Annotated in this window: 24 protein-coding genes and 3 pseudogenes; 7 read left to right on the forward strand and 20 right to left on the reverse strand. The window is 42.9% G+C overall.

Features of this window, described 5'->3' with window-relative positions; translation table 11 throughout:
- Positions 1 to 111: 111 nt before the first annotated feature.
- A pseudogene (locus tag IPL35_09765) lies at positions 112 to 1,651 on the forward strand (DUF853 family protein).
- Between the two features lie 51 nt (positions 1,652 to 1,702).
- Positions 1,703 to 2,497 (forward strand): SDR family oxidoreductase, encoded by a 795-nt coding sequence (locus tag IPL35_09770; GenBank protein ID MBK8443669.1) that lies wholly within the window; start codon positions 1,703 to 1,705, stop codon positions 2,495 to 2,497.
- Between the two features lie 25 nt (positions 2,498 to 2,522).
- On the opposite strand, the gene IPL35_09775 is transcribed toward IPL35_09770, so the two are convergent.
- The 3 genes from IPL35_09775 to IPL35_09785 all read right to left on the reverse strand — a co-directional run bounded on the left by IPL35_09775 (position 2,523) and on the right by IPL35_09785 (position 4,743).
- Positions 2,523 to 3,146, reverse strand: a complete 624-nt coding sequence (locus IPL35_09775) for a hypothetical protein (GenBank protein ID MBK8443670.1) — start codon at positions 3,144 to 3,146, stop codon at positions 2,523 to 2,525.
- 37 nt (positions 3,147 to 3,183) lie between these two features.
- Positions 3,184 to 3,558: an iron-sulfur cluster assembly accessory protein gene (locus IPL35_09780; protein MBK8443671.1), complete on the reverse strand. Its 375-nt coding sequence runs from the start codon at positions 3,556 to 3,558 to the stop codon at positions 3,184 to 3,186.
- 279 nt (positions 3,559 to 3,837) lie between these two features.
- Positions 3,838 to 4,743 (reverse strand): prohibitin family protein, encoded by a 906-nt coding sequence (locus IPL35_09785; protein ID MBK8443672.1) that lies wholly within the window; start codon positions 4,741 to 4,743, stop codon positions 3,838 to 3,840.
- Positions 4,744 to 4,966: 223 nt separating this feature from the next.
- Between IPL35_09785 and IPL35_09790 the strand changes: the two genes are divergently transcribed.
- Genes IPL35_09790 through IPL35_09810 form a run of 5 tightly spaced genes read left to right on the forward strand, consistent with a single transcriptional unit; the run spans position 4,967 to position 7,161 of the window.
- The gene (locus IPL35_09790; protein MBK8443673.1) at positions 4,967 to 5,401 is read left to right on the forward strand and encodes a S46 family peptidase; all 435 of its coding nucleotides are present in this window, start codon (positions 4,967 to 4,969) and stop codon (positions 5,399 to 5,401) included.
- On the forward strand, positions 5,398 to 5,826 hold the full coding sequence (locus tag IPL35_09795; protein ID MBK8443674.1) for a S46 family peptidase: 429 nt from the start codon (positions 5,398 to 5,400) through the stop codon (positions 5,824 to 5,826). The genes IPL35_09790 and IPL35_09795 overlap by 4 nt, the downstream gene beginning before the upstream one ends.
- Before the next feature lie 33 nt (positions 5,827 to 5,859).
- Positions 5,860 to 6,726, forward strand: a complete 867-nt coding sequence (locus IPL35_09800; protein ID MBK8443675.1) for a S46 family peptidase — start codon at positions 5,860 to 5,862, stop codon at positions 6,724 to 6,726.
- Positions 6,699 to 7,004, forward strand: coding sequence for a S46 family peptidase (locus IPL35_09805; protein ID MBK8443676.1), 306 nt, complete (start codon positions 6,699 to 6,701; stop codon positions 7,002 to 7,004). The genes IPL35_09800 and IPL35_09805 overlap by 28 nt, the downstream gene beginning before the upstream one ends.
- A gap of 43 nt (positions 7,005 to 7,047) precedes the next feature.
- Positions 7,048 to 7,161, forward strand: coding sequence for a S46 family peptidase (locus tag IPL35_09810; protein MBK8443677.1), 114 nt, complete (start codon positions 7,048 to 7,050; stop codon positions 7,159 to 7,161).
- 901 nt (positions 7,162 to 8,062) lie between these two features.
- On the opposite strand, the gene IPL35_09815 is transcribed toward IPL35_09810, so the two are convergent.
- From IPL35_09815 to rny, 17 genes and pseudogenes are all read right to left on the reverse strand, one after another.
- Positions 8,063 to 8,569 carry a hypothetical protein gene (locus IPL35_09815; GenBank protein ID MBK8443678.1) on the reverse strand — a complete coding sequence of 169 codons (507 nt, stop codon included), beginning with the start codon at positions 8,567 to 8,569 and terminating at the stop codon, positions 8,063 to 8,065.
- A 187-nt stretch (positions 8,570 to 8,756) separates the two neighbouring features.
- Positions 8,757 to 9,080: a T9SS type A sorting domain-containing protein gene (locus IPL35_09820; protein MBK8443679.1), complete on the reverse strand. Its 324-nt coding sequence runs from the start codon at positions 9,078 to 9,080 to the stop codon at positions 8,757 to 8,759.
- 1,061 nt (positions 9,081 to 10,141) lie between these two features.
- A complete protein-coding gene (locus IPL35_09825; GenBank protein MBK8443680.1) occupies positions 10,142 to 10,384 on the reverse strand; it encodes a hypothetical protein in 243 nt (80 codons plus the stop codon).
- A 38-nt stretch (positions 10,385 to 10,422) separates the two neighbouring features.
- Positions 10,423 to 10,611 (reverse strand): hypothetical protein, encoded by a 189-nt coding sequence (locus IPL35_09830; protein MBK8443681.1) that lies wholly within the window; start codon positions 10,609 to 10,611, stop codon positions 10,423 to 10,425.
- A complete protein-coding gene (locus IPL35_09835) occupies positions 10,554 to 11,963 on the reverse strand; it encodes a hypothetical protein (protein ID MBK8443682.1) in 1,410 nt (469 codons plus the stop codon). Before IPL35_09835 ends, IPL35_09830 begins: the two co-directional genes overlap by 58 nt.
- Before the next feature lie 202 nt (positions 11,964 to 12,165).
- A complete protein-coding gene (locus tag IPL35_09840) occupies positions 12,166 to 13,224 on the reverse strand; it encodes a hypothetical protein (GenBank protein MBK8443683.1) in 1,059 nt (352 codons plus the stop codon).
- Between the two features lie 748 nt (positions 13,225 to 13,972).
- Entirely contained in the window at positions 13,973 to 14,137 is a 165-nt protein-coding gene (locus IPL35_09845) for a sulfite exporter TauE/SafE family protein (protein ID MBK8443684.1), read from the reverse strand.
- A gap of 51 nt (positions 14,138 to 14,188) precedes the next feature.
- The gene (locus IPL35_09850) at positions 14,189 to 14,554 is read right to left on the reverse strand and encodes a sulfite exporter TauE/SafE family protein (protein MBK8443685.1); all 366 of its coding nucleotides are present in this window, start codon (positions 14,552 to 14,554) and stop codon (positions 14,189 to 14,191) included.
- Positions 14,551 to 14,991 carry a FixH family protein gene (locus tag IPL35_09855; GenBank protein ID MBK8443686.1) on the reverse strand — a complete coding sequence of 147 codons (441 nt, stop codon included), beginning with the start codon at positions 14,989 to 14,991 and terminating at the stop codon, positions 14,551 to 14,553. The genes IPL35_09850 and IPL35_09855 overlap by 4 nt, the downstream gene beginning before the upstream one ends.
- A 96-nt stretch (positions 14,992 to 15,087) precedes the next feature.
- Positions 15,088 to 16,490: pseudogene (gene ccoG / locus IPL35_09860) on the reverse strand (cytochrome c oxidase accessory protein CcoG).
- A 210-nt stretch (positions 16,491 to 16,700) separates the two neighbouring features.
- A complete protein-coding gene (locus IPL35_09865; protein ID MBK8443687.1) occupies positions 16,701 to 17,948 on the reverse strand; it encodes a c-type cytochrome in 1,248 nt (415 codons plus the stop codon).
- Positions 17,949 to 18,148: 200 nt separating this feature from the next.
- Positions 18,149 to 20,286 (reverse strand): annotated as a pseudogene (ccoN, locus tag IPL35_09870) (cytochrome-c oxidase, cbb3-type subunit I).
- Between the two features lie 13 nt (positions 20,287 to 20,299).
- A complete protein-coding gene (ccoS, locus tag IPL35_09875; protein ID MBK8443688.1) occupies positions 20,300 to 20,452 on the reverse strand; it encodes a cbb3-type cytochrome oxidase assembly protein CcoS in 153 nt (50 codons plus the stop codon).
- A gap of 37 nt (positions 20,453 to 20,489) precedes the next feature.
- On the reverse strand, positions 20,490 to 22,907 hold the full coding sequence (locus IPL35_09880; GenBank protein ID MBK8443689.1) for a heavy metal translocating P-type ATPase metal-binding domain-containing protein: 2,418 nt from the start codon (positions 22,905 to 22,907) through the stop codon (positions 20,490 to 20,492).
- Between the two features lie 62 nt (positions 22,908 to 22,969).
- Positions 22,970 to 23,407, reverse strand: a complete 438-nt coding sequence (locus IPL35_09885) for an Rrf2 family transcriptional regulator (protein ID MBK8443690.1) — start codon at positions 23,405 to 23,407, stop codon at positions 22,970 to 22,972.
- A 152-nt stretch (positions 23,408 to 23,559) separates the two neighbouring features.
- Entirely contained in the window at positions 23,560 to 24,510 is a 951-nt protein-coding gene (locus tag IPL35_09890; protein ID MBK8443691.1) for a nitronate monooxygenase, read from the reverse strand.
- Positions 24,511 to 24,661: 151 nt separating this feature from the next.
- Complete coding sequence (rny, locus tag IPL35_09895) at positions 24,662 to 26,287, reverse strand: ribonuclease Y (GenBank protein MBK8443692.1); 1,626 nt, start codon at positions 26,285 to 26,287, stop codon at positions 24,662 to 24,664.
- Positions 26,288 to 26,349: the final 62 nt, after the last annotated feature.

A 26,349-nucleotide genomic window follows, 5' to 3' on the forward strand; every position in this document is an offset into this window, starting at 1 on the left:
TGCCATACAAAAATTCCAACTTTCTGAACTATTTTTGCTGCATCTTTATTAAAAAAGAGTGCTAAAAGAACTTATTTTTTCTAAAAAACACAACTCTAACCTCAGATAATTATGAGCAATGTAGATAAATTTACGGAAGTTATTGCCAACGGATATACAACCAAAGGCGACAGTTTTGTGCTCGGTGCTGCTATGCTTGATGAACAACATATCGTGAAAAACTTGCTCGTAAAAGCTCCTTTGCGCACGCTCAACCGCCACGGCTTGATAGCAGGAGCTACCGGAACAGGTAAAACAAAAACGATTCAGGGCATTGCCGAATCTTTATCCAATAAAGGAATTTCGGTGTTTTTGATGGACATCAAGGGCGACTTGAGCGGAATTGCCGAAGCCGGTGACTGCAATCCTAAAATAGATGAACGACACGAAAAAATAGGCATAGCTTGGGAGCCGCACTATTTGCCCGTAGAGATGCTCTCACTATCCAAAGAAAAGGGTGTGCGCCTTCGTGCTACCGTCAGCGAATTTGGACCAGTGCTTTTTTCCAAAATTCTCGACCTCAATGAAGTACAAAGCGGTATCGTTTCCGTTATTTTTAAATGGTGCGATGACTGCAATTTTCCTTTGCTGGATTTAAAAGATTTTAAAAAAGTGCTCCAATACATCACCAAAGAAGGAAAAGATGAAATAGAAGCCGATTATGGGGCTGTTTCAGAGGCTTCTACGGGCACTATTTTGCGCAAGGTAATAGAATTGGAGCAGCAGGGAGCTGATGTGTTTTTCGGAGAACGCTCTTTTGACCCGCGCGATTTAATAGATATTCGCGATGGCAAAGGATTGATTTCGGTGGTGCGACTGATGGATTTGCAAGACCGCCCGAAATTGTTTTCTACATTTATGTTGAGTTTGCTGACAGAAATTTATGCCACTTTTCCCGAAGTTGGCGATGCCGAAAAACCCAAATTGGTGTTTTTATTGATGAAGCTCATCTGATTTTCAACGAAGCCTCTAAAGCATTGCTCGACCAAATAGAAACTATCATCAAACTGATTCGTTCCAAAGGTGTGGGCATTTTCTTCTGCACCCAAAATCCGAGTGATATTCCTGATGCGGTGTTGAGCCAGTTGGGTATGAAAATTCAACACGCTTTGCGTGCTTTTACCGCCAAAGACCGCAAAATGATAAAACTCACCGCCGAAAATTATCCTCTGTCGGATTTTTATCAGGTTGATGAGCTATTGACTTCTTTGGGTATCGGCGAAGCCGCTGTGACGGTATTGGACGAAAAGGTCGCCCCCACCCGCTGGCACGCACGCTGCTGTGTGCACCGGGTACGCGTATGGACATACTCAATGATGCGGAAATGAGCCAACTCATAGCACGCTCGCAGTTGGCGGCTACCTACAACGAAGTCATCGACCGCCACAGTGCTTACGAAATATTAAACCAAAAAATACAAACCACCGTGCCGCCTGTTGCCGAAAAAACCGACACCACGCGCACTGTTCAAAAAGCAGCACCTGTGCCCAAAGAAGAACCTTCGTTTTTTGATACTTTGTCTAAAAATCGTATGGTAAAGCAGGTGGGTACTTCTTTGGTGCGCGAAGTAACGCGCGGCTTGATGGGTATGTTTTTCGGAAAAAGACGTTAGTTTTTTCCGAAAAAATCATCTTTTTATTTTAAAAAAGCTCCTTATTTTTTTATGAATCTTTCTTTGCAAGGAAAAAATGCTTTGGTATGCGGCGGAAGTCAGGGTATTGGGTGGGCAAGTGCGGTAGAATTGGCAAATTTTGGCGCGCGTATTACGCTTTTTGCCCGCGATGCAGCGCGATTGGAGCAAGCAGCAGCGCAGTTGCCGCGACCTTTTGGGCAGGCGCACGATTTTTTGACAGCCGATTTCAGCGAGCCGCAAACGGTGCAGCAAACAGCAGCACGATATATACAACAGTATCCCGATTTATCTTTTCAGATACTTATCAACAATAGCGGCGGTCCGAAAGGCGGAGCTATCACCAATGCTGCCACCGAAGAATTTTTGGCGGCGTATCAACAGCATATTTTGTGTAGCCATTTGTTGGCGCAAACGCTTTTGCCCGCTATGAAAGCGGCACAATATGGTCGTATTATTAATATTATTTCAACTTCTGTTAAAATTCCCATATCGGGATTGGGCGTTTCTAATACCACACGCGGAGCTATGGCGAGTTGGGCAAAAACTTGGGCAAATGAAGTAGCTGCCTTTGGAATAACGGTGAATAATGTGCTGCCAGGATTCACGGCAACCGCGCGGCTGCACAGCCTCATCGAAGCCAACGCCGCAAAAGCAGGTGAAAGCACACAACAAATTACAAAGGCAATGCTCGCAAGTGTGCCGGCGGGGCGTTTTGGCGAAGCAGCAGAGGTGGCGGCGGCGGTGGCGTTTTTGGCAAGTCCGGCGGCAGCCTATATCAATGGCATCAATTTGCCGGTTGATGGCGGGCGCACCGGTTGTTTATAGAAAAAAAGTGAAGGAAAAATATTTTTCACCCTTCCAGCATTTCAACCAAATCGGCTACCTGCGAAAAATTGCGCAAGCCCAATGATATTTCATCATCGCCACTCAATAACACGCCCTTTAAAAGGTAAGGTGTGTAGCGTTTTTGTAAGGAATCGGTGGTAAAATTCATTTTCAAAAACAGCTTTTCTCCTGCAAAACGCAGTGCCTGCAATGCCTCCAACTCTTCGGCTGATAGATTGATGTGTCCAAAATCCAGTATCAACATCTCATGATATATATCGGGTTGTGTGCCGAGTGCGCTTATCTGGCGGATAGCTTCAGGAACGCTCTGCACCGAAATACGCCGAAAAATCGTTTGAATTTGTGGCAACAAAAGGTCGCGGTGCAAATTTTTGTTGCTTACAACGGCACTAATACCAATTTCAAAACATATATCGTTGAGCGCGTCTTCGGAGAGGTTGCCGCCATCAGCTACTATTTGTGTGCCGCTAATCCAAGCGGTCAGTTCTTTGGCTTGCGCCGTTGATATGCAATGCGGCGAGGCTTCATCAAAGCAAAAACACAAAAACTCTGCACCCGAAGCCGCAAAATAGCGGGCATCGGAAAGGTGTGTGAGTTGGTCGGCAAAGAGCGTAGTACGGAGCAGCACGATACTTTGATGGAAATGTTGTTATTGTTGCTGTTGTTTATGCAGAGAAAGAAGAGCCGCAGCCGCACGAAGAAGTGGCATTGGGATTATTAAAAATAAATCCGCGATTGTTAAGACCGTGCAGAAAATCTACTTCCATGCCACTGATATACAAAAGGTGGGCACGATTGATGAAAATGCGAATGTTGTGTATGAAATATTCCTCGTCTAATTCATTTTTTTCATCAAAACCCAGCACATAAGAAAGCCCCGAACAGCCGCCGCCTTTTACGCCGAGGCGCAAGCCCTGATGTGTGGGAATTTCTTTATCGTGCATCAAAAATTTGATTTCTTTTACTGCTCCTTCCGTGAGGCGAACGGGACATTCCGTGCCAATGAGTGTTTGAGTATCGGAAGATATATTATTTGTCATAATGATATAAAAATTTTAATTTATATGCCCATTTTTTGATATTTTAAACTCAAACCTGCCTTTCAAAAAAGCAATTAAAGTTTGATTTTATTGACCAAAAAAGATAATTTTTTTGTGATAAATGTACTCTGACTTAATAATTAAACAACAAAGATACACCAACAATGTTTCTTTTTTTTTCCGACAGGATAAATTTAAAAATCAAGACACCCAAAATAATTAAATAGCTTGTAGAAAACAAAATTGTTCAAAGAAAAAGGATCAAATGTTTTGCTTTTTTTACTTGCCATCTAATATCAGGGGAGTTTTGCTATCGCCCATAATCACTACTTTGGCGTTGTTGGAAGTGGCGAGTTCGCGGTAGGCTTTGATGGTTTCGTAGCGCAGCATCTGGTCGCTCAGGCTGCTGTTCAATATTTTTTGATAATCGGTAATACCTTGTGCTTCTACACGTTTGCGCTCGGCTTCCTGCTTTTCTTTTTGCAACACAAATGCCATTTTTTGCGCTTCCTGCTCCGCATTTATTTTGGATTCAATGGTGAGCTTTACGGATTCGGGTAAGTTGATGTTGCGCACCAGTAGCTCCTCCAATTCCAAGCCGCGTGCTTTAAATTCCGCCGAAATGTCTTTGAATATCCGACCCTGAAATTCTTCGCGTTTGGTGGAGTACAAATCTACGGCATTATAATAAACGGCATTGTCGCGGATTTTGGTGCGGGTGATGGGGCGCACAATGACTGATTGATATTCTCTGCCGATTTCGCGGATAATTTTGGGTGCTTCGGCAGGAATGATACGATACAGCACTGTTAAGTCTATCGTAACCTCCAAACCATCTGACGACAATACCCGAATGGCATCATCGCCCGATTTGTCGCCCTCGTCGTGCACTGCCGACATGGTGTAGTTTTGGGTGCGGGCATCTAATTCGTGGATTTTTGTAAGCGGATTAATCAGGTGCAAGCCGCTTTCCAGCACTTTATCATTTACTTTGCCAAATAAACTTTTTACGCCTACCATTCCTGCATCTATTTGTATGACCATAGATGACAGTGCGCCAACTATGATAGCGGCTATGCTCACCAAACGCAATGTTTTTGCGACAGATTGTAATTGCACATTTGCCTGAAACATAAAAACAAAAGACATTATCAAAAATATAATGCCTATAATAAGAAGTGCCATAATAAATAAGATAGAATGTTAATTTGAATATAGTTTAGTATCAACATTTTTTTGTCGGTTTGCGTTCTTTTTTTTATCAAAATCATCATTTCATATTATTATGTGTATTTATTGACAACTTTTAACATCAGAACACCCTTGTTTCTTTAATAACTTAATATCTTTGCAAAAAACACATTTGTTGAATATTTTTATTCTTAACTCATTTACTTTTATAACAACAATGATTAAAAGAACAATGTTGGCTTGGCTCACAGTATGCAGTATGAGCCTTGCTGCTTTGCCTCCCCCACCCGACGAAGGTATGTGGCTGCCTATGTTTGTAGAACGGTTGAATTATACCGATATGCAAAAATTGGGCTTGCAACTCACCGCCGAAGAAATTTACAGCATTAATCACAGCAGCCTCAAAGATGCTATCGTGATGCTCGGCGGCGGATTTTGCTCTTCGGAGTTAGTATCGCCCGAAGGTCTGTTGCTCACCAACCACCACTGCGCCTACGACCTCATTCAGAGCCACTCCAGCGTGGAACACGACTACCTCACCGATGGTTTTTGGGCAATGAAAAAAACCGAAGAATTAAGCCAACCCCGGACTCACGGCTTCTATTTTGGTGCGTATGGAAGATGTAACGCCGCTCATGAAAGCCGCCATTGAAAAAAGGAAAAGCAGAAGAGCGCGATGCTATTGTGGCTGCCGAACAAAATGCCATTATTGAAGAAACTCAAAAAGAAAACGCCAACTACGAAATTAAAGTGAAGTCGTTTTTTGATGGCAATGAATATTATATGTTCATCTACGAAACCTTCCGCGATGTGCGATTGGTGGGTGCGCCCCCTTCTTCTATCGGAAAATACGGTGGCGATACCGACAACTGGATGTGGACACGCCATACCGGCGATTTCTCTGTTTTGCGCATCTATGCGGCAAAGACAACAAACCCGCCGACTATTCTGCCGACAATGTGCCTTACAACCCAAACATTTCTTGCCCGTTTCTTTAGATGGTGTGCAGGAAAAGATTATGCCATGATTATGGGATTTCAGGAACTACCGACCGCTACCTCACTTCCAACGGCGTAAATCTTGCAATTGAAAAAAACCAACCCGACCCGTGTGAAAATTCGCGGCAAATTGCTCGAAACGATGAAAGAACACATGGATTCCGACAAAGCTATAGAAATTAAATATGCCTCTAAATATGCCTCTATCAGCAATTACTGGAAATATTTTATCGGACAAACGCGCGGATTGAAACGTTTAGATGTCGCTGATAAGAAAAAACAGGAAGAAGATGCTTTCAGAAAATGGGTAAATGCCGACCGCGACCGCAAAAAGAAATACGGCGAAGCCTTAGAACTCGTGCAGCAAGCCTACGAAGAACTCGACCGCAGTGCTTTGCACAATGTGTATTTGAACGAAGCTGTTTTCGGTTCTGAAATTATGGGCTTCGCTTATAATTTCTCCGCCTTAGAGCCGCTGCTCATGATGAAATCTACTCCTAAAGCAGATTTGGACGCTGCCATTGAGCAAATCCGTCAAACGGCTGCCGCTTATTATAAAGACTACGACCGCGCCACCGACCAAGATATTACCGGCGAACTCATGACCCTGTATGCACAGGGTGTCTCTCAAGATGATATGCCTGCCGTACTCAAAGCCGCCAACAGCAAATTTAAAGGAGATTATCGCGCTTATGTAAAAGATATGTTCAACCGTTCTTTTATGAGTGACCCCACCAAATTGGAAGCATTTTTGAAAAAACCTACGCTCAAAGCCCTCAAAGCTGACCCCGCTTATGCCGCTTTCAACGATATTTTTACCAACTATCGCCAAAAAGTAGCACCCTCGCGCAAAGCGGCTTTTGAAAAACTTTCGCAGGGCAATCGCTTGTATGTGGCGGGTGTGCGCGAAATGAACCCCGACAAAAATATTATCCCAACGCCAACTCTACTATGCGCCTCACCTACGGGCAGGTGTTGAGCTACAAACCTCAAGATGCGACTTTCTATAATTATTTCACTACCGCCGATGGTATTTTGGAAAAAGAAGACCCCACTAATCCCGAATTTATCGTTCCTGCTAAATTGAACGAATTAATCCGTAAAAAAGATTTTGGACAATATGCAGATAAAGATGGCTCTTTGCACGTCAATTTCTTATCCAATACCGACATCACCGGCGGAAATTCAGGAAGTGCCGTGATGAACAACAAAGGCGAACTCATCGGTATCGCCTTCGACGGCAACTGGAAGCTATGAGCGGCGATATTGCTTTTGAACCCAATTTCAACGCACTATTTCGGTGGATATCCGCTATGTATTGTTTGTAATTGACAAATATGCAGGTGCTACCAATTTGATAAAAGAAATGAAATTGATGCGCAGCAGCGAGGATAAAAAAGAAGATAAAAAATAATTCTTCTCGTTTCTTTGCATTTTTTAATAAAAAATCCCTCGTGTTTGATACACGAGGGATTTTTTTGTTGCCCACCACTTTGACAAAGTTCAAAAATTTGTCAAAGTTAAAAAGAAGTGAGCTAACCGAGTTCAGAAGTGAGCTAACCGAGTTCAAGTAAGCTAACCGAGTTCCAAGTGAGCTAACCGAGTTCAGAAGTGAGCTAACCGAGTTCAGAAGTAAGTTAGCCGAGTTCAGAAGTAAGTTAGCCGAGTTCAAGTGAGCTAACCGAGTTCAAAGTAAGTTAGCCGAGTTCAGAAGTGAGCTAACCGAGTTCAAAGTGAGTTAGCCGAGTTCAGAAGTGAGTTAGCCGAGTTCAGAAGTGAGTTAGCCGAGTTCAAGTGAGTTAGCCGAGTTCAAGTGAGTTAGCCGAGTTCGAAGTGAGTTAGCCGAGTTCAGAAGTGAGTTAGCCGAGTTCAGAAGTAAGTTAGCCGAGTTCAGAAGTGAGTTAGCCGAGTTCAGAAGTAAGTTAGCCGAGTTCAGAGGTGAGTTAACCGAGTTCAGAGGTGAGTTAACCGAGTTCAGAAGTGAGTTAGCCGAGTTCAGAGGTAGGGGGGTACTTATATAGGTAGGGGACTTTGGAAGTACCCCCCCCTCGCCTACCCCCTCTAACAATAGGTGCGAAAATTGCGAGTTATCAATATTTGCTTTATAAATAAGGAGTTTTTGAGAAAACAACCGCCCATAGCCGCCTACTTTGGGGAAGTGCAGCGCACCCCACCCAAAAAATGCCTCTGACCTAAGCAGCAGGCACAAAACTGCCCCACCACTCCCCAAAACACCGCCCAAAGCTGTTTTTAAACAAAAAAACGGGGGGCACTTTCAACAGTACCCCCCGTTTTTTGCGATGGACTCCACCTACTTAAATACCTTCGCCTCCGGCTTCTGGTGTGGGTGTGGTCGGTAGCCTGCCGCCTTGACCCTCAAATCGCTCCCGCAAGCCCTCATACACCGTATCGGCTCCCGGCAACCCCGCTTTGGCGGCGGCTTCAAAAAGGCGGTAGCCGATGAGGGCATTGCTGTATGCCTCCGAACCCGCCAATATTTGAGTGTCGCGCAGCCGCTCTGTGAGTTGGTTGGCGAGCAGCACGAGTTCGTCCAACTGGCGGTAGAGCGTAAAATCTTTCTGCACCTCCACCACATTCAGGTAGGCGGGCAGCAGGGTGGCGTTATTGTTCATAGCGGCGAGGCTATCCTCCACAAAGGACTTGTTCGCAATGTTGATTTTTGGCAGACTTTGGCGTTCTTCTACCGTAAGACCCACCAAAAAAGGCAATTGTTGCAAAATGGTTTGCAAGGCAGTTTTTACGGCTTGCACTTGGGCGGCGGTGAGCGTCACCGACACGCGGTTGTTTTGAGCATTTGACATAGTTAAAAAAAATTTAGGTTAAAAAATAAGCCGCTTTAGCTCCACGGCAAGCGAGTTGTGTTCGGCAGTGGGGGGCGGACTGTTGCGCAATGCTTAGTGTTCTTTATAGCAGATAAATTGTGGGTGAGTGGGTACTTTTTGTTTTTAAAAATAGGGCGTTTCGGCAAACTCAACGCCCTATCATAAGCTACAACTTTATCCATTGTGTGCTTTGTGTGAGGTGTCCGTCTTGTTTCCACGCTGCCCAATAGATGCCGCTCGGCAGGGCTGCTATCGAAAAATCGGCGCAACTATTGTCGGCACTCAACACAAAAGTTGTCATCAACCGACCCTGTGCATCGTACAACTCCACCACATTGCGCACCGCATCGCTGGTGTAGGGGGTGCAAATATGTAAGGTATTGCCGCCGGCAGGGTTGGGGCTGCATTGTAGGCGGGCTGCATCGGTATTGATTTTGTGCGCCTGCGGATAGCGCGCCGCCCCCTGCTGTTTGGCGGCAGGAAATACCAAATCGGGAATATCGGGGACAATAGCTTCGCCTGTAAAATGACTCCACAAAGCCGCCGCCTGTGCTGCTGCTGCGTGGGGTTTTCGGCGATACTCAAAAGCGTGTTGAGTTGGGCAGTAGTGGGCGTATATTCGGTAGTGGCACTGTAATACTGCAAATTGATGCTTTGCAGCGTTTTAAAATCAGCTTCTTCTTCCGTGTCGGTGGGTAGTGCATTCAGGAGGCTTTGTGCCGCAGCAACATCATTTTGTGCTATTTTTATGCACAGCAAAGTTTGTACTGCCGCCGTAGTGCCTTCCTCTTCCAATACTTCCTGTATTTGTTCGGAGTCGTTTTCGGTCATGAACTTTTGGAGCAAACGCTGCAATATCAACTCTTTGCGGCTGCTGTGCCGTTTGATGTCGCTGCTCAGATAATCGCGCGCCGAAAGCACCTGCTCCGTTTTGATGCTATACAGCAAAGCATATACGCCGGCAGGTACGTGGTTGTAGGCAATGTTCATCAGGCTGTCGCTCAGGGGCGCATTGCTCAACAAAATATCGTTGCGTTTCCATTGTGCCCTAGCGGTTTGCTCGGCGGTGGCTGCCAATACACTATCCGACAAATAGGGCGAAGCGGTTTTGAGCGACTGGTAAGTGGAATATTGATTGGGAGTAGTGGCAATTTTGCTCAGCAATACCTCCTTGCTGTCGTTGTCTATTTCTTGTTTCAGGTTGCGGATAATATCGCGCTCCCCCTCCAAACAATCGCGGGTGAGCGGCACACAGGGGTCTGGAGTAATAGGGCTGTCTTCTACCTCCAAGCAACCTGCATAACCCTCCAAAGGTGCTGCGATATTGGCATAATAATGATTATGAAAAAGGCAATAACCGTCGGTATCATCATAATCGCAATGCGGCACCAAGCGCGCATCGGAGGGATTTTCGGGATAATAGTAGATAAATTCTTCGGTTTCGGCTGCATCGGCTATAAAATGATGATGATGCGCCGCACTGAACAAATTTACCTGCGGCTCATCTGCCGTGCCTTGGTCGGCAATACTGCCATTTGCCATTCCTGCGCCTCATACATATACATCTGCTTCCGAACAGGTAAAATCATTTTCGGCGATATTTAAGCCGCTGTTGTTGCCTTCTGCCGAAATTCCAATAAAGGTGTTTTCAAAATCATTACATTCTATCAGGTTTTCGTACATTCCCAAACCGGAAAGCATTATACCCACACTGCCCGACATCAATAAATTTCCTTTTGCTTCAAAAGCATTTCCCGACAATTTTTTTCCGCCTCGTGCATATATATTTGCCAAATTACCCAATGTCACTGTACCTGTCGGCTCTGTCTGTTCTATGAAATCGTTGTTGTAAGCAAATAAATTGGCACTGCCAAAGAGCAGATATCAAAAGTATTATTATGAAATATATTGCGCTGCTCATCGGTGGCATCTAATATGCCGACTCGTACCTGATTGGTGGGTACTAATAAACTACTACGCGTGTAAATACCATAGCTCTCCGCCCGAAAAATTGCACGCATCTTGCCACCATAAAAGAAGCATCTAAACCCGTGATGCCGTATTGTTGGAGGTTGGTGAAGGTGCAGCCTTTGAATGGAATATTGCTCACCGCCCACAAACTTACGCCCGTGTGGGTTTGGCTATCGGTGCACTCAAATATGCAATCGGTGAATGCCGACACATTGGCGAGGGTATAGCGCAACATTTCTACGGATTTACGGTTGTTGAGGAAGGTGCACTCCTGCGCCTGCACAATGCCGCCGTAGTATTCTTGGGGGCTGGCATAGTTGCGGCGGGTGGTGCTCACGGCGCAGATGGCGTTTTCGATGAGGGCATCATTGCTGAATTGCACCACGCCGGGTCCGTCGGCAGCGAGGGCGTTGGCGGCATTGAGCATAGCGGCGGTGTGTGCCACTGCGGGGTTGCCCCATACCTCTATGCCCTGCCAGCGTTGTCCGGCGCAGGCGGAGGTGATAGTGGCACCATCTACCACTAATCGCGCCCCGCGCTCCACAATGATGCGCGCTTCGGCGGGCATACGCACCTCGCACTGCAAAGTGAGCGTGGCTCCGGATTTTACAACTATATCTTCATACATACGAATCGGGAAATCCCACGTTTCGTTTTCGGTGATTTCCCAAGGAACAGCAGATTTAGGGCAGTTGAATATATAATCTTTAACCGAAAATAAATAAGTATTGCGATGAACACGCGCAATTTGTTCGGGTGATAAATAACGAGAGGAGTTGGCATCGCTCATCATATTATTGGTACCATTTTGAGGGTCGGTAAAATCGTTGTTAGGAGTACCACAGTTCCAAATATGGGGATGATGGCAATTTTGTGGACACTCTGTTGTGCCTGCACCAAATACATCATCTAAATATTCCAAAGATTGAGTATTACAAATTTCAGGGCAACAAGTAGCTTGGTAAGTGTGTAATAGCCCCAAATTATGCCCCAACTCGTGCGCTAATTGTCGCCCTATAATAACACTCAATGTATTGGGGTCTGTGTTTGGTTGGAAGCAATTGACTAAATAAAGTCCTAATTCATCATCATCACTAAAATTTAGTCCAGATTGGTCTACTACTCCTCCTAATTCTGCCGCTCCACCGACACCACCACCTGTTGGTAAATTTCCTGTAAAGTATATATTAATTTCGTGTTCTATATTTACATGATATTGAGGAAAATTAAAACTTTTTGCATGATGATTTACTGGGTCCTCATGAAAATATATATCTTGAAGTACAAATTCAATTTTAGAGTCGGTAATATGGCAGTCATCTCCACATACACAGGGATAAGGGCGAAAAGGAGCGGCGATATTGCGATAACGTTCATTAAGCCCCCCACTCCAATACGGCATTCGTAAGTATGGCTCTGTCTTGCGGAGTGTCATCAAAATTTTGTTTATCGGCAAGGCTGTTCCAAAATACATGCATATTAATAGCGATTTGCTTTACCGAGCAGTTGCGATTAAATCAATAGTTTTGCTGGGGTCTGTAGCGGTCATTAAAAAGCAGCACTGGCAAAAGTACAAGTTTGAACTTTAGTGTTTATGCTTTCCTCTATACCGTAGCAAACAGATTCCTGTGCTTGTAAAAAGAGGAAACAAACAATAATAAAAAACAAAGATTTTTCTTATGATTTATAAAATTTAGTGGTGTAAAAATTTGATGATTTGCCGTGTTTTTAAACAAAATCATATACACTCCGGCGGCTAAATGTGCCGTAGATATTTCAGCAGAAGGCTCACGAACAGGAAATTGTGCCAATATTTGACCATTGCTCGACAACAATATACATTCCGCAGTATCATATACCGAAAAATCGGGGATTGTGAAAATTAGTTTTTCAGGAAATGCAGTTATTTCAATGGGCGTATCTGCGCTTCCGTCATCTACTCCATATACTAAGGAATAATCACAATCATCGCTGCCATTGGCATAGTAGGGGTCTATTTCCAAAGTAACTGCAATTGCATCATCTTGATAGCAATGTAAAACTCCTTCCCCACCATCATCCAAAATAAGAAAATTATAAATAAAAAAAGGAGTCGCACCATACAAACTATTGATTTTTGTGTTTTCAATCATCCAAATACCAGTTTCATCAGCAAGTTGTTGTTCTACACTATCACTAATTATAAAATGTATATACTGATTTTTAGTAATAACACCCTCTATAGTTTGGTAATTAATAGAATCAACAATGGCAGTTACATCATAATAATTTGAGGAGTATAAATCACTTATTATTTTTGTATTCCATGCATCACCGACTTCCGCATTAAAATCATACAAAGTAAAAAAATCTTGCCCGTCATATAGTTTCACCAAGCCATTTTGTTCGTGTATATATAAAGTATCAACAAAAGCAAGAGAACGCAATTCTAAAATTTTGCAGGCTGTATTTTCAATCAGAGTATTGCCTATACATTCCATAGTGACAGTCCAATAGTCAGGAGGTCCCAAAGGCGAACGTTGAGCATACCACCACTTCGCCCCAATGGGTGCAAACTCGGCATTTTGGGCGTGGGCTTCGGGCGGCGGTGCCACAAAGAGGTAGGCAAATAGCAAAAACAGCAGCAGCCAACGGGGGCGCAATAAAAATTGTTTCGTTTTCATAAATGAAAAAATTAAAAATATAAGATGGGCAATATCGCCCTTGGTTTTTGTTGTGTTATTTGTTGGTAGTTTTTTTCATTTGGTGCTTGTCTTTCATTTTTCGTGGGATAACGGAGCTAATTTAACGCATCTTTTTCAAAACACCAAATTTTGGAGTAGTTTTTTTGTCATTGTTTTGTAAAAAAGTTGAGGTTTGTAACTTTTATGATTTCAAAATTTGTGGTTGTTTCATTGCTGCGTATTTATCAGGCGTATTTACAAGTTTCATAAAAAAAACTCTGCGTCTTTGCGTCTTAGCAGTGAAAAATACTAACCGCAAAGACACAGCAGCCCAAAGAAAAAAATACTAAAACAATTTACAGGCGTATTTACAAGTTTCATAAAAAAACTTTGCGCCTTAGCGGTGAAAAATACTAACCGCAAAGACACAGCAGCCCAAAGAAAAATAATGCTCGCCTTATTTTTTTAAATATATAGATTGGTTTTATACATATACTTTATCTGATTTTAACCCAATCCTGACATCGCTTTGCGCCTTCGTGCCTTTTTTAGGCGGTGGTGTCGTTTTTTTTTACCCCAAAAAAACGGTCGTATAGCTAACAGAGCTTATTAATGAGAATTTTTTATTTATGACAACAACTCATTTTCTGGTTTTCCAAAGCCGGAGAAATATAGGGAATACCCAAATTTAAGCCGCGTAATATCAACAAAACAGCTACCAAACCTACCATATACGGCGTGAGCTTGTTTATTTTTGGCGCAAACCCAGCGAAATAAATTTTCCGAAAATCATCGTAGCCGCCATTATCGGCATCGTACCCATTCCGAAGGAAAACATCAACAACGCGCCGCTGTAAAAAATGTGCCGATGCCGCCGCCGCCGCCAATGCCAAATATACCAGCCACAGGGCAAAAACCATTTACTACTCCTATTCCGAAATACGAAAAAGGTGAAGTACGGCTTTTAAATATGCCGACAGGCGACTTTGATAAATTGTGTGTAGCGCGATACTAAAGGAATGTTCGTATTTTTTGAACCCAAATAGGCTGACAACAATACCGCCAAAACAAATACACCTGCAATTATTGAAAGCACTTGCTGGAGTTTGAAAAACGAAAAACTCATTCCCACTGCTCCCAATATGCCGCCCAATATGGAATAAGAAACTGCCCTGCCTATGTTGTATAAGCCGATAGCCAATGATTTTCGGGCGGTATCCAACTGGCACCGCAATGCCAATGCCAAAGGACCGCACATACCCACACAATGAAAACTCCCCAAAATACCAATAGAAAATCCAGTTCCGAACAACAGTGCTATTTCGTTCATTTTTGTATCAATATGCTTTGTTCTTTGTAATAAGGCTGCTTGCCATTATTCCACTGAATACGAACCTTGTAATTTCCCGCCACTAAACGGTTTTTTTCAATAGAAAAAAAACCTGCCGTATCCGGTTGTAGAGGAAGTTGTACGTCTTTGCTTTGGTCGTCTAATTTTATCAATTCCACCGTGCCGCCTTCAAATTGTGTGTGTAAGTTGGCAGGCAACTGAATTTTGACGTTTTGTGCATCTTGTTGTAATAAGGAGGCTGTGGAAATGCGGTTCAGATTATTGGCAGCATCTATTAATTGTTGATATTTCATCTCTTTTTCATAATAGTTGCTGTCCATCATTTCATTACTTTGTTGGTAGGCAATGTATATCATCACTCCCATCGCTGCTATAAACAGCACAATCACCATTAAGATTTTATAACCCCAATTCATATCAAACAAGCAATATTTTTTTATTGAATTTAATCGGTTGAATAGCTGTATTTTATTCCAAAAAATGCTTTCAGCAATAATTTGTACAAAAATGTATTAAAGAAAAGGACCTAAAAACTTGGTCTTCACGGTTTGTATTTTGGTATCTCCTTGATACACCGCAATTTTTATGTCCGAACTGCGCTTGGTAAGTGTGTTTTTGGGAATTTCTACAAAGAAAGTAAACTCATTGATAGCTTCGCCTTTCAGCAACAGCTGCGGCTCGCCTACTATTTTTATTTCTCCGGTAGCTCCTTCTAATTGCAGCTTTATTGGCATGTCTTTGCGCATTTTGTTGATAATTTTTGCCTCAAACAAATTGCTGATTTTTGCGCCTTCTACTTCCTGATATAGCTGACCTTTTACGCGCGACACATACATATCCACCGTTTTGCGCGACATCACCAAACCGCCCATCAACAGCAGTAGCAGACTGAGCAATACGGTGTAGGCTTTCATGCGCGTGTTGAAATGAAAAGGCTCTTTGCGGCTGATTTCGTTTTCCGAGGCATAGCGGATCAGTCCACGCGGAAATTTGAGTGCGTCCATTACTTCGTTGCACGCATCAATACAGGCAGTGCAGCCTACACAATCCAATTGTACGCCGTTTCTGATGTCGATACCGGTGGGGCATACTTGTACGCACTTAAAACAATTTACACAATCGCCTTCGGTGCGCTCTGCATTTTTTTTGTATTTGCCGCGAGGCTCGCCGCGTTCATAATCATAAGCCACCAACATGGTGTCTTTATCAAACATTACACCCTGTAAGCGTCCGTAAGGACAAATGGTAGTGCATACTATTTCGCGCACAAATGCAAATACGCCGTAAAATAATAAAGTAAATATTATTAAGCCTACAAATAAACCTACATGGTTTTTGAGTGGCTCGTGCATGTATTTTAATATGGTATCTACACCTAAAATATACGACAAAAAGGTATGCGAAATAAGAAACGAAATGAACAGGTATATGAAGTGTTTGAGTGCTTTTTTGCCGAATTTTTGTGCTGTCCAAGCCGATTCGTTGAGTTTTCTTTGTTGGCTTGGTGTGCCTTCAATGAGCCACTCAATAGGGCGAAACACAAATTCCATAAATACCGTTTGCGGACATACCCACCCGCAAAACAAACGCCCGAAAGCCACCGTAAATAATACAATAAATACAATAAACGTAATCGTGGCAATGGCGAAAATGAAAAAGTCTTGAGGCCAAAATATTTTACTGAATAATATAAATTTGCTTCCAGGTATGTTTATCATCATAAAAGGCAAATCATTCACTTTGATAAAAGGCAGGATAAAAAATACCGCCAAATATAAATAAGCTAATATTTTGCGATAATTATACCATTTTCGGAGGGTTTGAGTGCATAAATCCAATTCCGTTTGCCTTTTTCGGTTACGGTATTGATACGGTCGCGGTAACTTTCGGCTTGCAATAAATCATCGAGATTCACGGGTGCAGAAGGGGTATTTTAGTTTTTTTTAATATTTTTCAGCTTATTATAGAAAAAACTGGAGAGGCTCTAAACGCTGAATAATCATAGCTTTATATATATATTATTGATATTCACAACCAATATTTTTTTCAAAAAAAACCTCTGCTGTGTATATAAAGCTATGATTGGTTTTTGTTTACAGCAGAATGGCAAAAGGTTTCTTTTTTTTTAAAAAAAATTTACTGTTTGAAATGCTACTATTAGCAACACTTCAAACAGTAAATTGCTCATTATTATTGCGGATTCTTTTCTACACTGGCAGTACCGGCGGTAGTATCGGCGGCGGCGGGGCTGCTTGGGTGCTGTCGGCAGGGCAGCAGCAGCTTCTTTCAACAATTCGCCTTGCGGTTCTTTTGCTCCTTCGGGGTTAGTGCCGTGAATGGATTTTATAAAACTGGAAATCTGTGCAATTTGATGCGGTGTGAAACTTTTTTCCCAAGCAATCATACCCTTATCAGGCCAGCCGTATTTGACAGATTTAAATACTCCCGACAAAGAACCGTCGTGCAACCAATAATCATCGGTGAGGTTGGGTCCTACACCGCCTTTTTTACTGCCGCCGTGGGCTTCGTGGCAAGGCGCACAATTGCGTACAAACAGGCTTTGACCTTCGCTAATATCGGCATCAGCCAACATTTTTACCGAATTTTCATCTACATTGCTGCCTTGCGATTTCAATAATGCTTCGCGCTCCTGACGGGCGGCTATCATTTCTAATTCGTATTCTTTGAGGGGCAGTGGTGCTGTTTCGGCAATATGATAACGCCACATGTAAATACCCGCAAAAATAATAGTGCCTATGAATGCCGCCGTAAACCAAGGTGGCGTGATGTTGTTCAACTCGCGGATACCATCGTAATTGTGCCCTGCATCTAATTTTGCCTCTTCCGAAAGCGGCTGGAAGCGATTCATACTGTTCCATATTTTTTCCCACCAGCTTTCTGTTTCGGTGGCATAACCTTCTTCGCGGGCGGCTAAATGAAGAGTGCGTGATGTTTCGTATCCTAAATAACAAATCAGGAGTATTTCTACCAAAATCACCAATCCCAAAAAATAACTGAGCGTAGTGTTGGAAAAACCTCCGCCTGAAGTCGCCGCCGCTGTGGTGGCATCTTGCGCCATTAAACTTTGTGCCGATAAACCCAACAGCAATAACAAACCTAATGTTTTATTATGTTTGCGTGCCAACATACGCACTGCCATCATGAAAGTTTCGCTCAACATATATATTGGAATGAGCAATACAAAGGCTACAAACAATAAGAAAAAGTTGAGAAAATACGAAGAAGAAGCACCTGCAGCAGCATTTGCCGCCGTTGTTGCTTCGGCGGTAGTTTGTGCCATCAGCACGGAATGACTCCAAAGTGCCAACAGCAAAAAACTCCATTTATATTTTTTATTATTATATGCGTTCATAAAAATAATGATTAAAAAAAGAAAATTAATCTAAAGGTAATCTTTCATTTTTTGATATTTCCTGGTCGCTGGTGCTATATACCCAAAGGCTTACCAGTACAAAAAAAATTACAAAAATCAATAGCGAAATAATGGGGTAAATGCTTACTCCATTAATTTGGGTGAGATACGTTGAGAGTTTCATACCTTATTGTTTTTTTTTATTTTTGAGCTTGTAAAGGTTGATTTTCAAGTTTAATATCTTTCCCGAGTCGTTGCAAATACGCTATCAAAGCTATAATTTCTTTGTCGCTCGCAATATCAATAGAATTTTCTTTCAAACCCTTTGCAATAGTTTCGGCTTGTTTGTCCAAATCATTGTTGGCAATGGCTTCGTAACCTTCGGAATAAGGTACGCCCAATTTGCGCATCGCATGTATTTTGGAGTTGGTGCTGCCTTTATCTATGCTATTTTCGAATAATGACGGATAAGACGGCATAATAGAACCCGGAGCCATTGAACTCGGCTCCAACATGTGGTTGAAGTGCCAAGCATCGCCGTATTTTCCGCCGATACGCGCCAAATCCGGTCCGGTGCGTTTGCTGCCCCACTGAAACGGGTGGTCGTACACAAATTCGCCCGCTTTGGAATATTCGCCGTAGCGTTCTACTTCGTAGCGGAAAGGGCGTATCATTTGAGAGTGGCAATTGTAGCAGCCTTCGCGCAAATAAATGTCTCTGCCTTGCAATTCCAACGGTGTGTAGGGTTTTACGGAGGTAATGGTCGGTATATTTTCTTTTACCAAAAATGTAGGTATTAATTCCACCAAACCGCCAATACCCACTACTATCAAACTCATCACCAACAATAAGAGCGATCTGCGCTCAATGAAACTGTGCCAGTGCAAAGAGGCAGGAACCGTGTAGGCTTTGGGCAAAGCAGGAGCTTCCGCTTCTTCTTCGGCAACAAAAGCACCCGAATTTGCAGTTTTTATCAAATTATAAATCATGATAAATACGCCTATTAAATAAACAGTACCACCAATACCTCTGATAACATAAAAAGGTATGATGGTTTGTACTACGTCCATAAACTGATATTGCAACTGACCGGTAGGCGTAAAGGCTTTCATCATAAAATAGGTGCGGAACGCACTCCAATACATCGGAATAGCATAGAGCAAAATACCCAAAGTACCCATCCAGAAATGCGTAGAAGCCAACGATTTGGAGTATAACTGGGTGCGGTATAATCTCGGAATGAGCCAATACATCATACCAAAAGTCAAAAATCCGTTCCAACCCAAGGCACCAATGTGTACGTGTGCCACTGTCCAGTCGCTGTAATGCGAAATGGCATTTACGTTTTTCAGCGATAACATCGGACCTTCAAAAGTACTCATACCAGAAGCAGTAACGGCTACTACAAAAATTTCAATACAGGGTCTTCGCGCACTTTATCCCACGCACCGCGCAAAGTGAACAAGCCGTTGAGCATACCTCCCCAACTTGGCAACAACAACATAATTGAAAAGGTAGTGCCTAATGATTGTGCCCAATCGGGTAAGGCGGTATAGAGCAAATGGTGCGGACCTGCCCATATATATAGAAATATCAAACTCCAAAAGTGCACGATACTCAAGCGGTAGGAATATACAGGGCGGTCGGCGGCTTTGGGCAAAAAGTAATACATCAAACCCAAATATGGTGTGGTTAAGAAAAACGCCACCGCATTATGTCCGTACCACCACTGCACCAAAGCGTCTTGCACGCCTGCATACATGGAGTAGCTTTTTAAGAAGGATACCGGCATTTCCATAGAATTTACAATGTGCAACATCGCCACTGTCACCCACGAAGCGATAAAAAACCATATCGCCACATATAAATGCCGCTCGCGGCGGGTGAGGATAGTTCCAAACATATTAATACCGAACACCACCCAAATCAATGTAATGGCAAGGTCAATAGGCCATTCTAATTCGGCGTATTCTTTGCCGGTCGTAAAACCCGCCAGCAGCGTTACCGCCGCCGATACAATAATCAGTTGCCAGCCCCAAAAGTGCAAACGCCCCAAAGCATTGCTCCACATGGAGGCTTTCAGCAAACGCGGAATGGCATAATACACCGCCGTAAACATGCCATTGCCCACAAAGGCAAAAATAACGGCATTGGTGTGTACAGGGCGTAATCTCCCAAATGTTAAATAAGGAAAATATTCGCTGAAATTCAGCGCGGGATAGGCAAGTTGGAAGGCGGCTATTACGCCCAACAACATACCTACTGCCCCCCAAAAAATGGTCGCAATGGCAAACATTCGGGGAATCCGGTTGTCGTAGGTAAATCTTTCTAAGCTCATAGATTATGATAATTTATTTTGTTTGTTTGTTATTGTCAAATAAAATTTTTTTCGCCGGTCCCTCTACATCGTCAAATTGCCCGTCTTTCACACTCCACAAAAAACCAATCAAAAAACCGCCGGCGATGCAGATACTCACAATTAAAAGAATAATAATGACACTCATTTTTTTTATGTATATGAATTATATTTTTTAAAAAAAACTATTTCAAATCAAAACGTTTTGCCATCAGCTCGGTAAGCCCATACGTCAAAAAAACAATCGTAATAGAACTCGCAGGCATTAAAATAGCTGCTACAACAGGTGATAAAATACCCTGAACAGCATAATATAAACCTATCATATTGTAAATGGCTGAAACAATAAAACTGAATAAAATAATAGGGCGGTTGGAAGCGGCAAAGCGGATAAATACATCTAATTTGTTCAATACTTCGGCGGCAATAATACCATCAGAAGCAGGCGTGAAATGATTATCCGAATCGCTCACCGCAATTCCTACATTGCTTTGTTTTAAAGCTCCGGCATCGTTAAGCCCGTCGCCGACCATCATTACCTGCAAGTGGTGACGATTTTGTAAATCTTTGATATATTCTAATTTTTGTTGCGGATTTTGATGAAAAAGTATGGGGCTGTCTTTGCCCAACAGGGCTTCGATGGTCGGCAGTTCGGTGTCATTGTCGCCCGACAACAACGACAGTGTATAGCGGTTTTTGAGCCGACCTATCAGATGCGATACCCCCAAACGATATTGATTGGAATATACAAATTCGCCCACAATTTCGCCTTCTATCCACAGCACCGACTTAGAGCCTTTTTGTTGCGGAAACAAAGAACCTCCTACCCACTCCGGCGAACCCACTTTTAAATAGGTGTCTGCTATCCAGCCTTCAATCCCTTTGCCGGCGGTTTCTTTAAAATCGCTCACATCTTCTACACGACTTATATTCAAAAACTCCAAAATCATTTTACTCGCCGGATGCGAGGAATGTTGTACCAACGCCGCTACCTGCTGTTTTTGGGCTTCGTTTAATGTTTTGCCATAATAACGCAAGCGTGCGCCCTGTACCTGTGTCAATGTACCCGTTTTGTCTAAAACAATATGTTGTATTCGAGGCAACTCGTCTATCACTTCCGCCGAGCGCAGATAAAAACCATTTAAACCCAATATACGCAAAATATTGCCTTGTGTATAATTCTGCGACAATAATAAGGCGCACGGGCAAGCCACTATCAAAACCGTAGTGAGGGCATTCCACATCAAATGTGTAGCTCCCTGTGCATACCAATATAGGGCAGCAGCAGTACCCAACAACAATACAGTATATGAAAAATATTTGCTGATAATATCGTACAAATTAGCTTTGGGTTGTTCTTTTTTGGTAAAAACCGGATTGTTCCACAAATGTGTCAAATAGCTTTGCGATACCGTTTTTACTACTACCAATTCCAACAAGCCGCCCGTTTGTTTGCCGCCGGCATAAATAAGTTCGCCGATGCGTACCGGAACAGCTTCACTTTCGCCGCTTACAAAACTGTAATCTATGCTCGCTGTACCTTTGCTCACAATGGCATCTACCGGAATAATCTCGTGGCTGTGCACTTGCACTATATCATTGACCTGTATTTTTGAAATTTCGGTTGGTATGATAGTCCCGTTTTTCACCACATCTAATGCTATCGGGAAAAATGATTTGTAGTCGCGGTCAAAGGAAATTGTTTGGAAAGTACGACTTTGTAGCCAGCGACCGATGAGCATAAAAAATACTATTCCGCTCATACTGTCCAAATAACCATTGCCGCTGCCACTAAAAATATCATACATACTGCGCACAAACGTTATCAGCAATGCCAATGCCACCGGAACATCAATATTGAGGTATTTATTGCGAATACTGCTCCACGCCGACACAAAAAACTCGCTCGCCGAATACAGCAATACCGGCAACGACAATATCACGCTGATAGATTTGAAAAATACCTGTATGCTGTGCTCTACGCTATTGGCAAATGCAAAATAATCCGCAAAGCTCATCATCATAATATTGCCAAAACAAAAACCCGCCACACCTATTTTGTACCAGCGGCTGCGGTCTGTTTTTTGTACATCTTTTGATGATAATTGATTCAAATTCAAATATGGCTCGTAGCCGATTTGTGCCAATAATTCTACTACTTGACGCAAACTCACTTGCTGCTCCTGATATGCTATAAATAGTTCTTTTTGAGAAAAATTGACACGCGCCGCCATAATGCCTTGGTTGATGAAAGGGAGTTGCTCTAAAAGCCAAAGACAACTGCTGCAATGAATTTGGGGTAAATAAAATGTAATTTGGCTTTGCTTGCCATCGCTAAATTGCACTATCTGACGTTTGATGTCGTCATTGTCCAAAAATGCAAATTTACCCTCCCGCAATTCGTCTTTCTGTACGTTGCCCGGGTGTGTGTTTAAGTCGTAGTAGGCACAAAGGTTGTTTTCGTTCAATATTTCATACACCGAGCGACAACCCTGACAGCAAAAATATTTGTCGCCGCCACTGTTGATGCTTTGTTTGGAACAAGCAGCCCCGCAATGATAACAAAGCATTTGCTCAGTATTCGAATGTGGTGTGGCGGACATATTTTTGATGTTTTTAAATTTAGGAAAATAATATCTTTTTATCTTCTATTTTTAGAATTTTTTTAGGATTTATTTTTTAAAAAATATTTTCCGCTGTTCAATTTTTCATTAAAATCAAAGATATTATTGTTTTCTATCATTTGCAATAGCCTCTTTTTTATTTCTTTATACTCCAAATGAACCGGACAAGGTGTTTTTTCGGAACATGCTTTTAAGCCCAACACACAATCGGTATAAATGCTGTCGCCGTCAATGGCTCGTACAATATCGGCTATGGAGCTTTTTTCATCGGTTTCGTCTAAATAAAAACCGCCGTTGGGTCCCTTTACCGAGTGTACTAAACGTTTGCGGCTCAATTCTTGCATAATTTTGGCAATAAAATGCTCCGGCGAATCAATGCCTTTAGCGATTTCTTTTACGCCTACCCGCATATTCTCTTTTGATTTTTGTGCCACGAAAATCATCGCTTTTATGGCATATTCACAGGACTTTGAAAACATAAACTTTGCTTGTCTTTAAAAACGGATACAAAGATAAAATTTTTTAAAACAAAATAAAAAGATATTTTTATCTTTTTTTATGAAAATAGAAAATTATTTATTAAATCATTCTTTTTTGTTTGTTTTATTTTCGCAAAAAAAACTGACAGATTTTATTTCCATTGTGCGGCTTCTTGCCGTGCTTGTTCAAATTCCTGCCAAATTTCGGCTACAATGTCGGCGGCGGGTTGTATGCGGCGCACAAGGGCTGCCACCTGCCCTATTTCTAATTCGCCCTCGTCCATATTGCCTTCAAACATACCTTTTTTGGCACGCCCACGCCCTAAAATGTTTTTCAGCTCTTCGGCAGAGGCGCAACGACTTTCGGCAGCAACAATTTGTTCAAAAAAATGGTTTTTCAACAACCGTACCGGTACTATGGTTTTCATCATCAGGTGTGTGTCGCCTTCTTGGGCAACCACTACTTTTTGCTTAAATGCCTCGTGTGCCGACGACTCTTCACTCGCCACAAAACGTGTACCGATTTGTACGCCCTCTGCGCCCAATACCATTGCTGCCAACATAGCTCTGCCTGTGGCTATGCCACCCGCTGCTATCAGTGGTATTTGCACCGCTTGCCGCACTGCCGGAATGAGGCATAGCGTGGTGGTTTCTTCACGACCATTGTGACCGCCTGCTTCAAAGCCTTCTGCTACTACCGCATCGCAGCCCGCCTCTTGTGCTTTGACTGCAAATTTGGCACTCGCCACTACATGCACTACTTTTATTCCTTCTTTTTTGAGCAATTGTGTGTAGGTTTTTGGGTTGCCCGCCGATGTAAATACTATCGGTACGCGGTATTTGATGATATTTTCAAGATGGCTTTCGAGATCGGCATACAGCAAAGGCAAATTGACGGCGTAGGGGCGGTTGGTGGCGGCATTCATTTTTTGCAAATGCTCGGCAAGTATGTCGGGATACATAGAGCCTGAGCCGATAATACCCAAACCACCGGCATTGCTCACTGCTGCTGCTAACCGCCAGCCCGAACACCAAATCATTCCGGCTTGAATAAGGGGATATTGAATATTGAAAAGCTGATTGATACGATTGGAGGAAAGCATGTTTTTTTACTAAAAAGAATTTGGAAAACGGAATAAAAATGTAAAGTTAATGATATTGATGGGTATAAAAAAAGCCCTATCGCGCTAAATGCGATAAGGCTTTTGTATGTTTTTTTTCGCTTATCAAAAAAGATAAGTAAAAATGATGCTTTTATTTTGCAAAACTTACGGCGCGTTTTTCACGAATTACCGTTACTTTTATTTGTCCGGGGTATTGCATTTCGGATTGTATGCGTTGAGATATTTCAAACGATAAAGTATCGGCGCGTTCGTCTGCAACTTTTTCGCTTTCTACAATCACGCGCAACTCTCTGCCTGCCTGAATGGCGTAGGCTTTGTCCACTCCTTCGTAGCTGAGTGCCAGCTTTTCGAGTTCTTCGATGCGTTTGAGGTACTGTTCCAAAATTTCGCGGCGGGCACCGGGGCGCGAGCCGGATATAGCATCGGCAGCCTGCACAATAGGCGAAATAATAAAGGTCATTTCTATTTCGTCGTGGTGCGCACCGATGGCGTTGCAAATATTGGGTTTTTCTTTGCAGCGTTCAGCGATTTTCATACCCAACAGGGCGTGGCTGAGTTCGGGGTCTTCTTCGGATACTTTACCAATGTCGTGCAGGAGGGCGGCGCGTTTGGCGTGTTTGGCATTTAAGCCGAGTTCGGCAGCCATAATTGCGGCGATATTGGCAGTTTCTTTGGAGTGCTGGAGCAAATTTTGACCATAAGAAGAACGATACCGCATTTTTCCCACCAAGCGCACCAATTCGGGGTGCAAGCCGTGAATGTCTAATTCAATAACAGTGCGCTCGCCGATTTCCACAATTTGTTGCTCTAATTGGCGGCGGGTTTTGTTTACCACTTCTTCGATGCGGGCGGGGTGTATGCGACCATCAGCTACGAGGCGTTGGAGCGAGAGGCGTGCCACTTCGCGGCGCAGGGGGTCGTAGCCCGAAATTACCACCGCTTCGGGCGTATCATCTACGATGATTTCTACACCGCAGGCAGCTTCCAAAGCGCGGATATTGCGTCCTTCGCGACCGATGATTTGACCTTTTACGTCATCGCTTTCCAACTGAAACACCGACACCGCATTTTCGATGGCGTGTTCGGCGGCAGTGCGCTGTATGGTTTGTATGATGATTTTTTTAGCTTCTTTGTTGGCTCTCAGTTTTGCTTCGTCCAAAATCTCTTTCACATAAGCCATCGCTTCTGTTTCGGCTTTTTTAATCATGGAGTCCACCAATTGCTTTTTAGCATCTTCTGCACTGATACCCGCCAATTTTTCCAAACGTTGTGCTAATTCTTTGTCGGCGTTGGCAATCTTTTGTTGCAATTCAACTTTTTTCTTTTCGTTATCTTCGCGCTTTACATCTATTTCTACTTTCTTTTCCTCTACCAATTGCAATTGCTGGGTGAGGTTTTCTTTGATTTTGTCCAATTCAGTTTCGCGCTGTTTGATGGCGTTTTTGCGTTGATTGAGGGCATCTTCGCGCTGATTGAACTGTCGTGTTTGGTTTTCAAGTTCTTTTTTCTTCTGATTGATTTCGCGCTCGCTGTCTGCCTCTAATTTTAATATTTTTTCTTTGGCTTCCAGCATTTTTTCGCGCTTTTGGGTTTCTGCCTTTTGTTGAGCTTCTTCGGTGAGGCGGGCGGCTTCGGCTCGCGATTGCTCCAGTACCGTACTGCTGCTCGCTATCCCTGCTTTTTTACCGCCCAAAAAACCGACTGCTGCTCCTATAACGGCTAAAACTCCGACTATAACAATATTAATAATATCCATTGTGCATGCATGTAATTGTTTTTGTGAATGATGAGTAAATAAAATAATTAAACCCTGCTTTT

The organism is Sphingobacteriales bacterium, from assembly GCA_016711285.1.
Classification (GTDB): Bacteria; Bacteroidota; Bacteroidia; order Chitinophagales; family UBA2359; genus JADJTG01.

Excerpts from the sequence above, each read along its gene's own strand:
- IPL35_09850 (MBK8443685.1), bottom strand. The coding sequence starts at position 14,554 with ATGAACGAAATAGCACTGTTGTTCGGAACTGGATTTTCTATTGGTATT.
- IPL35_09770 (MBK8443669.1), top strand. The coding sequence starts at position 1,703 with ATGAATCTTTCTTTGCAAGGAAAAAATGCTTTGGTATGCGGCGGAAGT.
- IPL35_09840 (MBK8443683.1), bottom strand. The coding sequence starts at position 13,224 with ATGAAAACGAAACAATTTTTATTGCGCCCCCGTTGGCTGCTGCTGTTT.
- IPL35_09855 (MBK8443686.1), bottom strand. The coding sequence starts at position 14,991 with ATGAATTGGGGTTATAAAATCTTAATGGTGATTGTGCTGTTTATAGCA.
- ccoS (MBK8443688.1), bottom strand. The coding sequence starts at position 20,452 with ATGAGTGTCATTATTATTCTTTTAATTGTGAGTATCTGCATCGCCGGC.
- IPL35_09790 (MBK8443673.1), top strand. The coding sequence starts at position 4,967 with ATGATTAAAAGAACAATGTTGGCTTGGCTCACAGTATGCAGTATGAGC.
- IPL35_09815 (MBK8443678.1), bottom strand. The coding sequence starts at position 8,569 with ATGTCAAATGCTCAAAACAACCGCGTGTCGGTGACGCTCACCGCCGCC.
- IPL35_09890 (MBK8443691.1), bottom strand. The coding sequence starts at position 24,510 with ATGCTTTCCTCCAATCGTATCAATCAGCTTTTCAATATTCAATATCCC.
- IPL35_09835 (MBK8443682.1), bottom strand. The coding sequence starts at position 11,963 with ATGCCGTATTGGAGTGGGGGGCTTAATGAACGTTATCGCAATATCGCC.
- IPL35_09865 (MBK8443687.1), bottom strand. The coding sequence starts at position 17,948 with ATGAACGCATATAATAATAAAAAATATAAATGGAGTTTTTTGCTGTTG.
- IPL35_09885 (MBK8443690.1), bottom strand. The coding sequence starts at position 23,407 with ATGTTTTCAAAGTCCTGTGAATATGCCATAAAAGCGATGATTTTCGTG.
- IPL35_09830 (MBK8443681.1), bottom strand. The coding sequence starts at position 10,611 with ATGCGTGCAATTTTTCGGGCGGAGAGCTATGGTATTTACACGCGTAGT.
- IPL35_09805 (MBK8443676.1), top strand. The coding sequence starts at position 6,699 with ATGCGCCTCACCTACGGGCAGGTGTTGAGCTACAAACCTCAAGATGCG.
- rny (MBK8443692.1), bottom strand. The coding sequence starts at position 26,287 with ATGGATATTATTAATATTGTTATAGTCGGAGTTTTAGCCGTTATAGGA.
- IPL35_09785 (MBK8443672.1), bottom strand. The coding sequence starts at position 4,743 with ATGGCACTTCTTATTATAGGCATTATATTTTTGATAATGTCTTTTGTT.
- IPL35_09780 (MBK8443671.1), bottom strand. The coding sequence starts at position 3,558 with ATGACAAATAATATATCTTCCGATACTCAAACACTCATTGGCACGGAA.
- IPL35_09880 (MBK8443689.1), bottom strand. The coding sequence starts at position 22,907 with ATGTCCGCCACACCACATTCGAATACTGAGCAAATGCTTTGTTATCAT.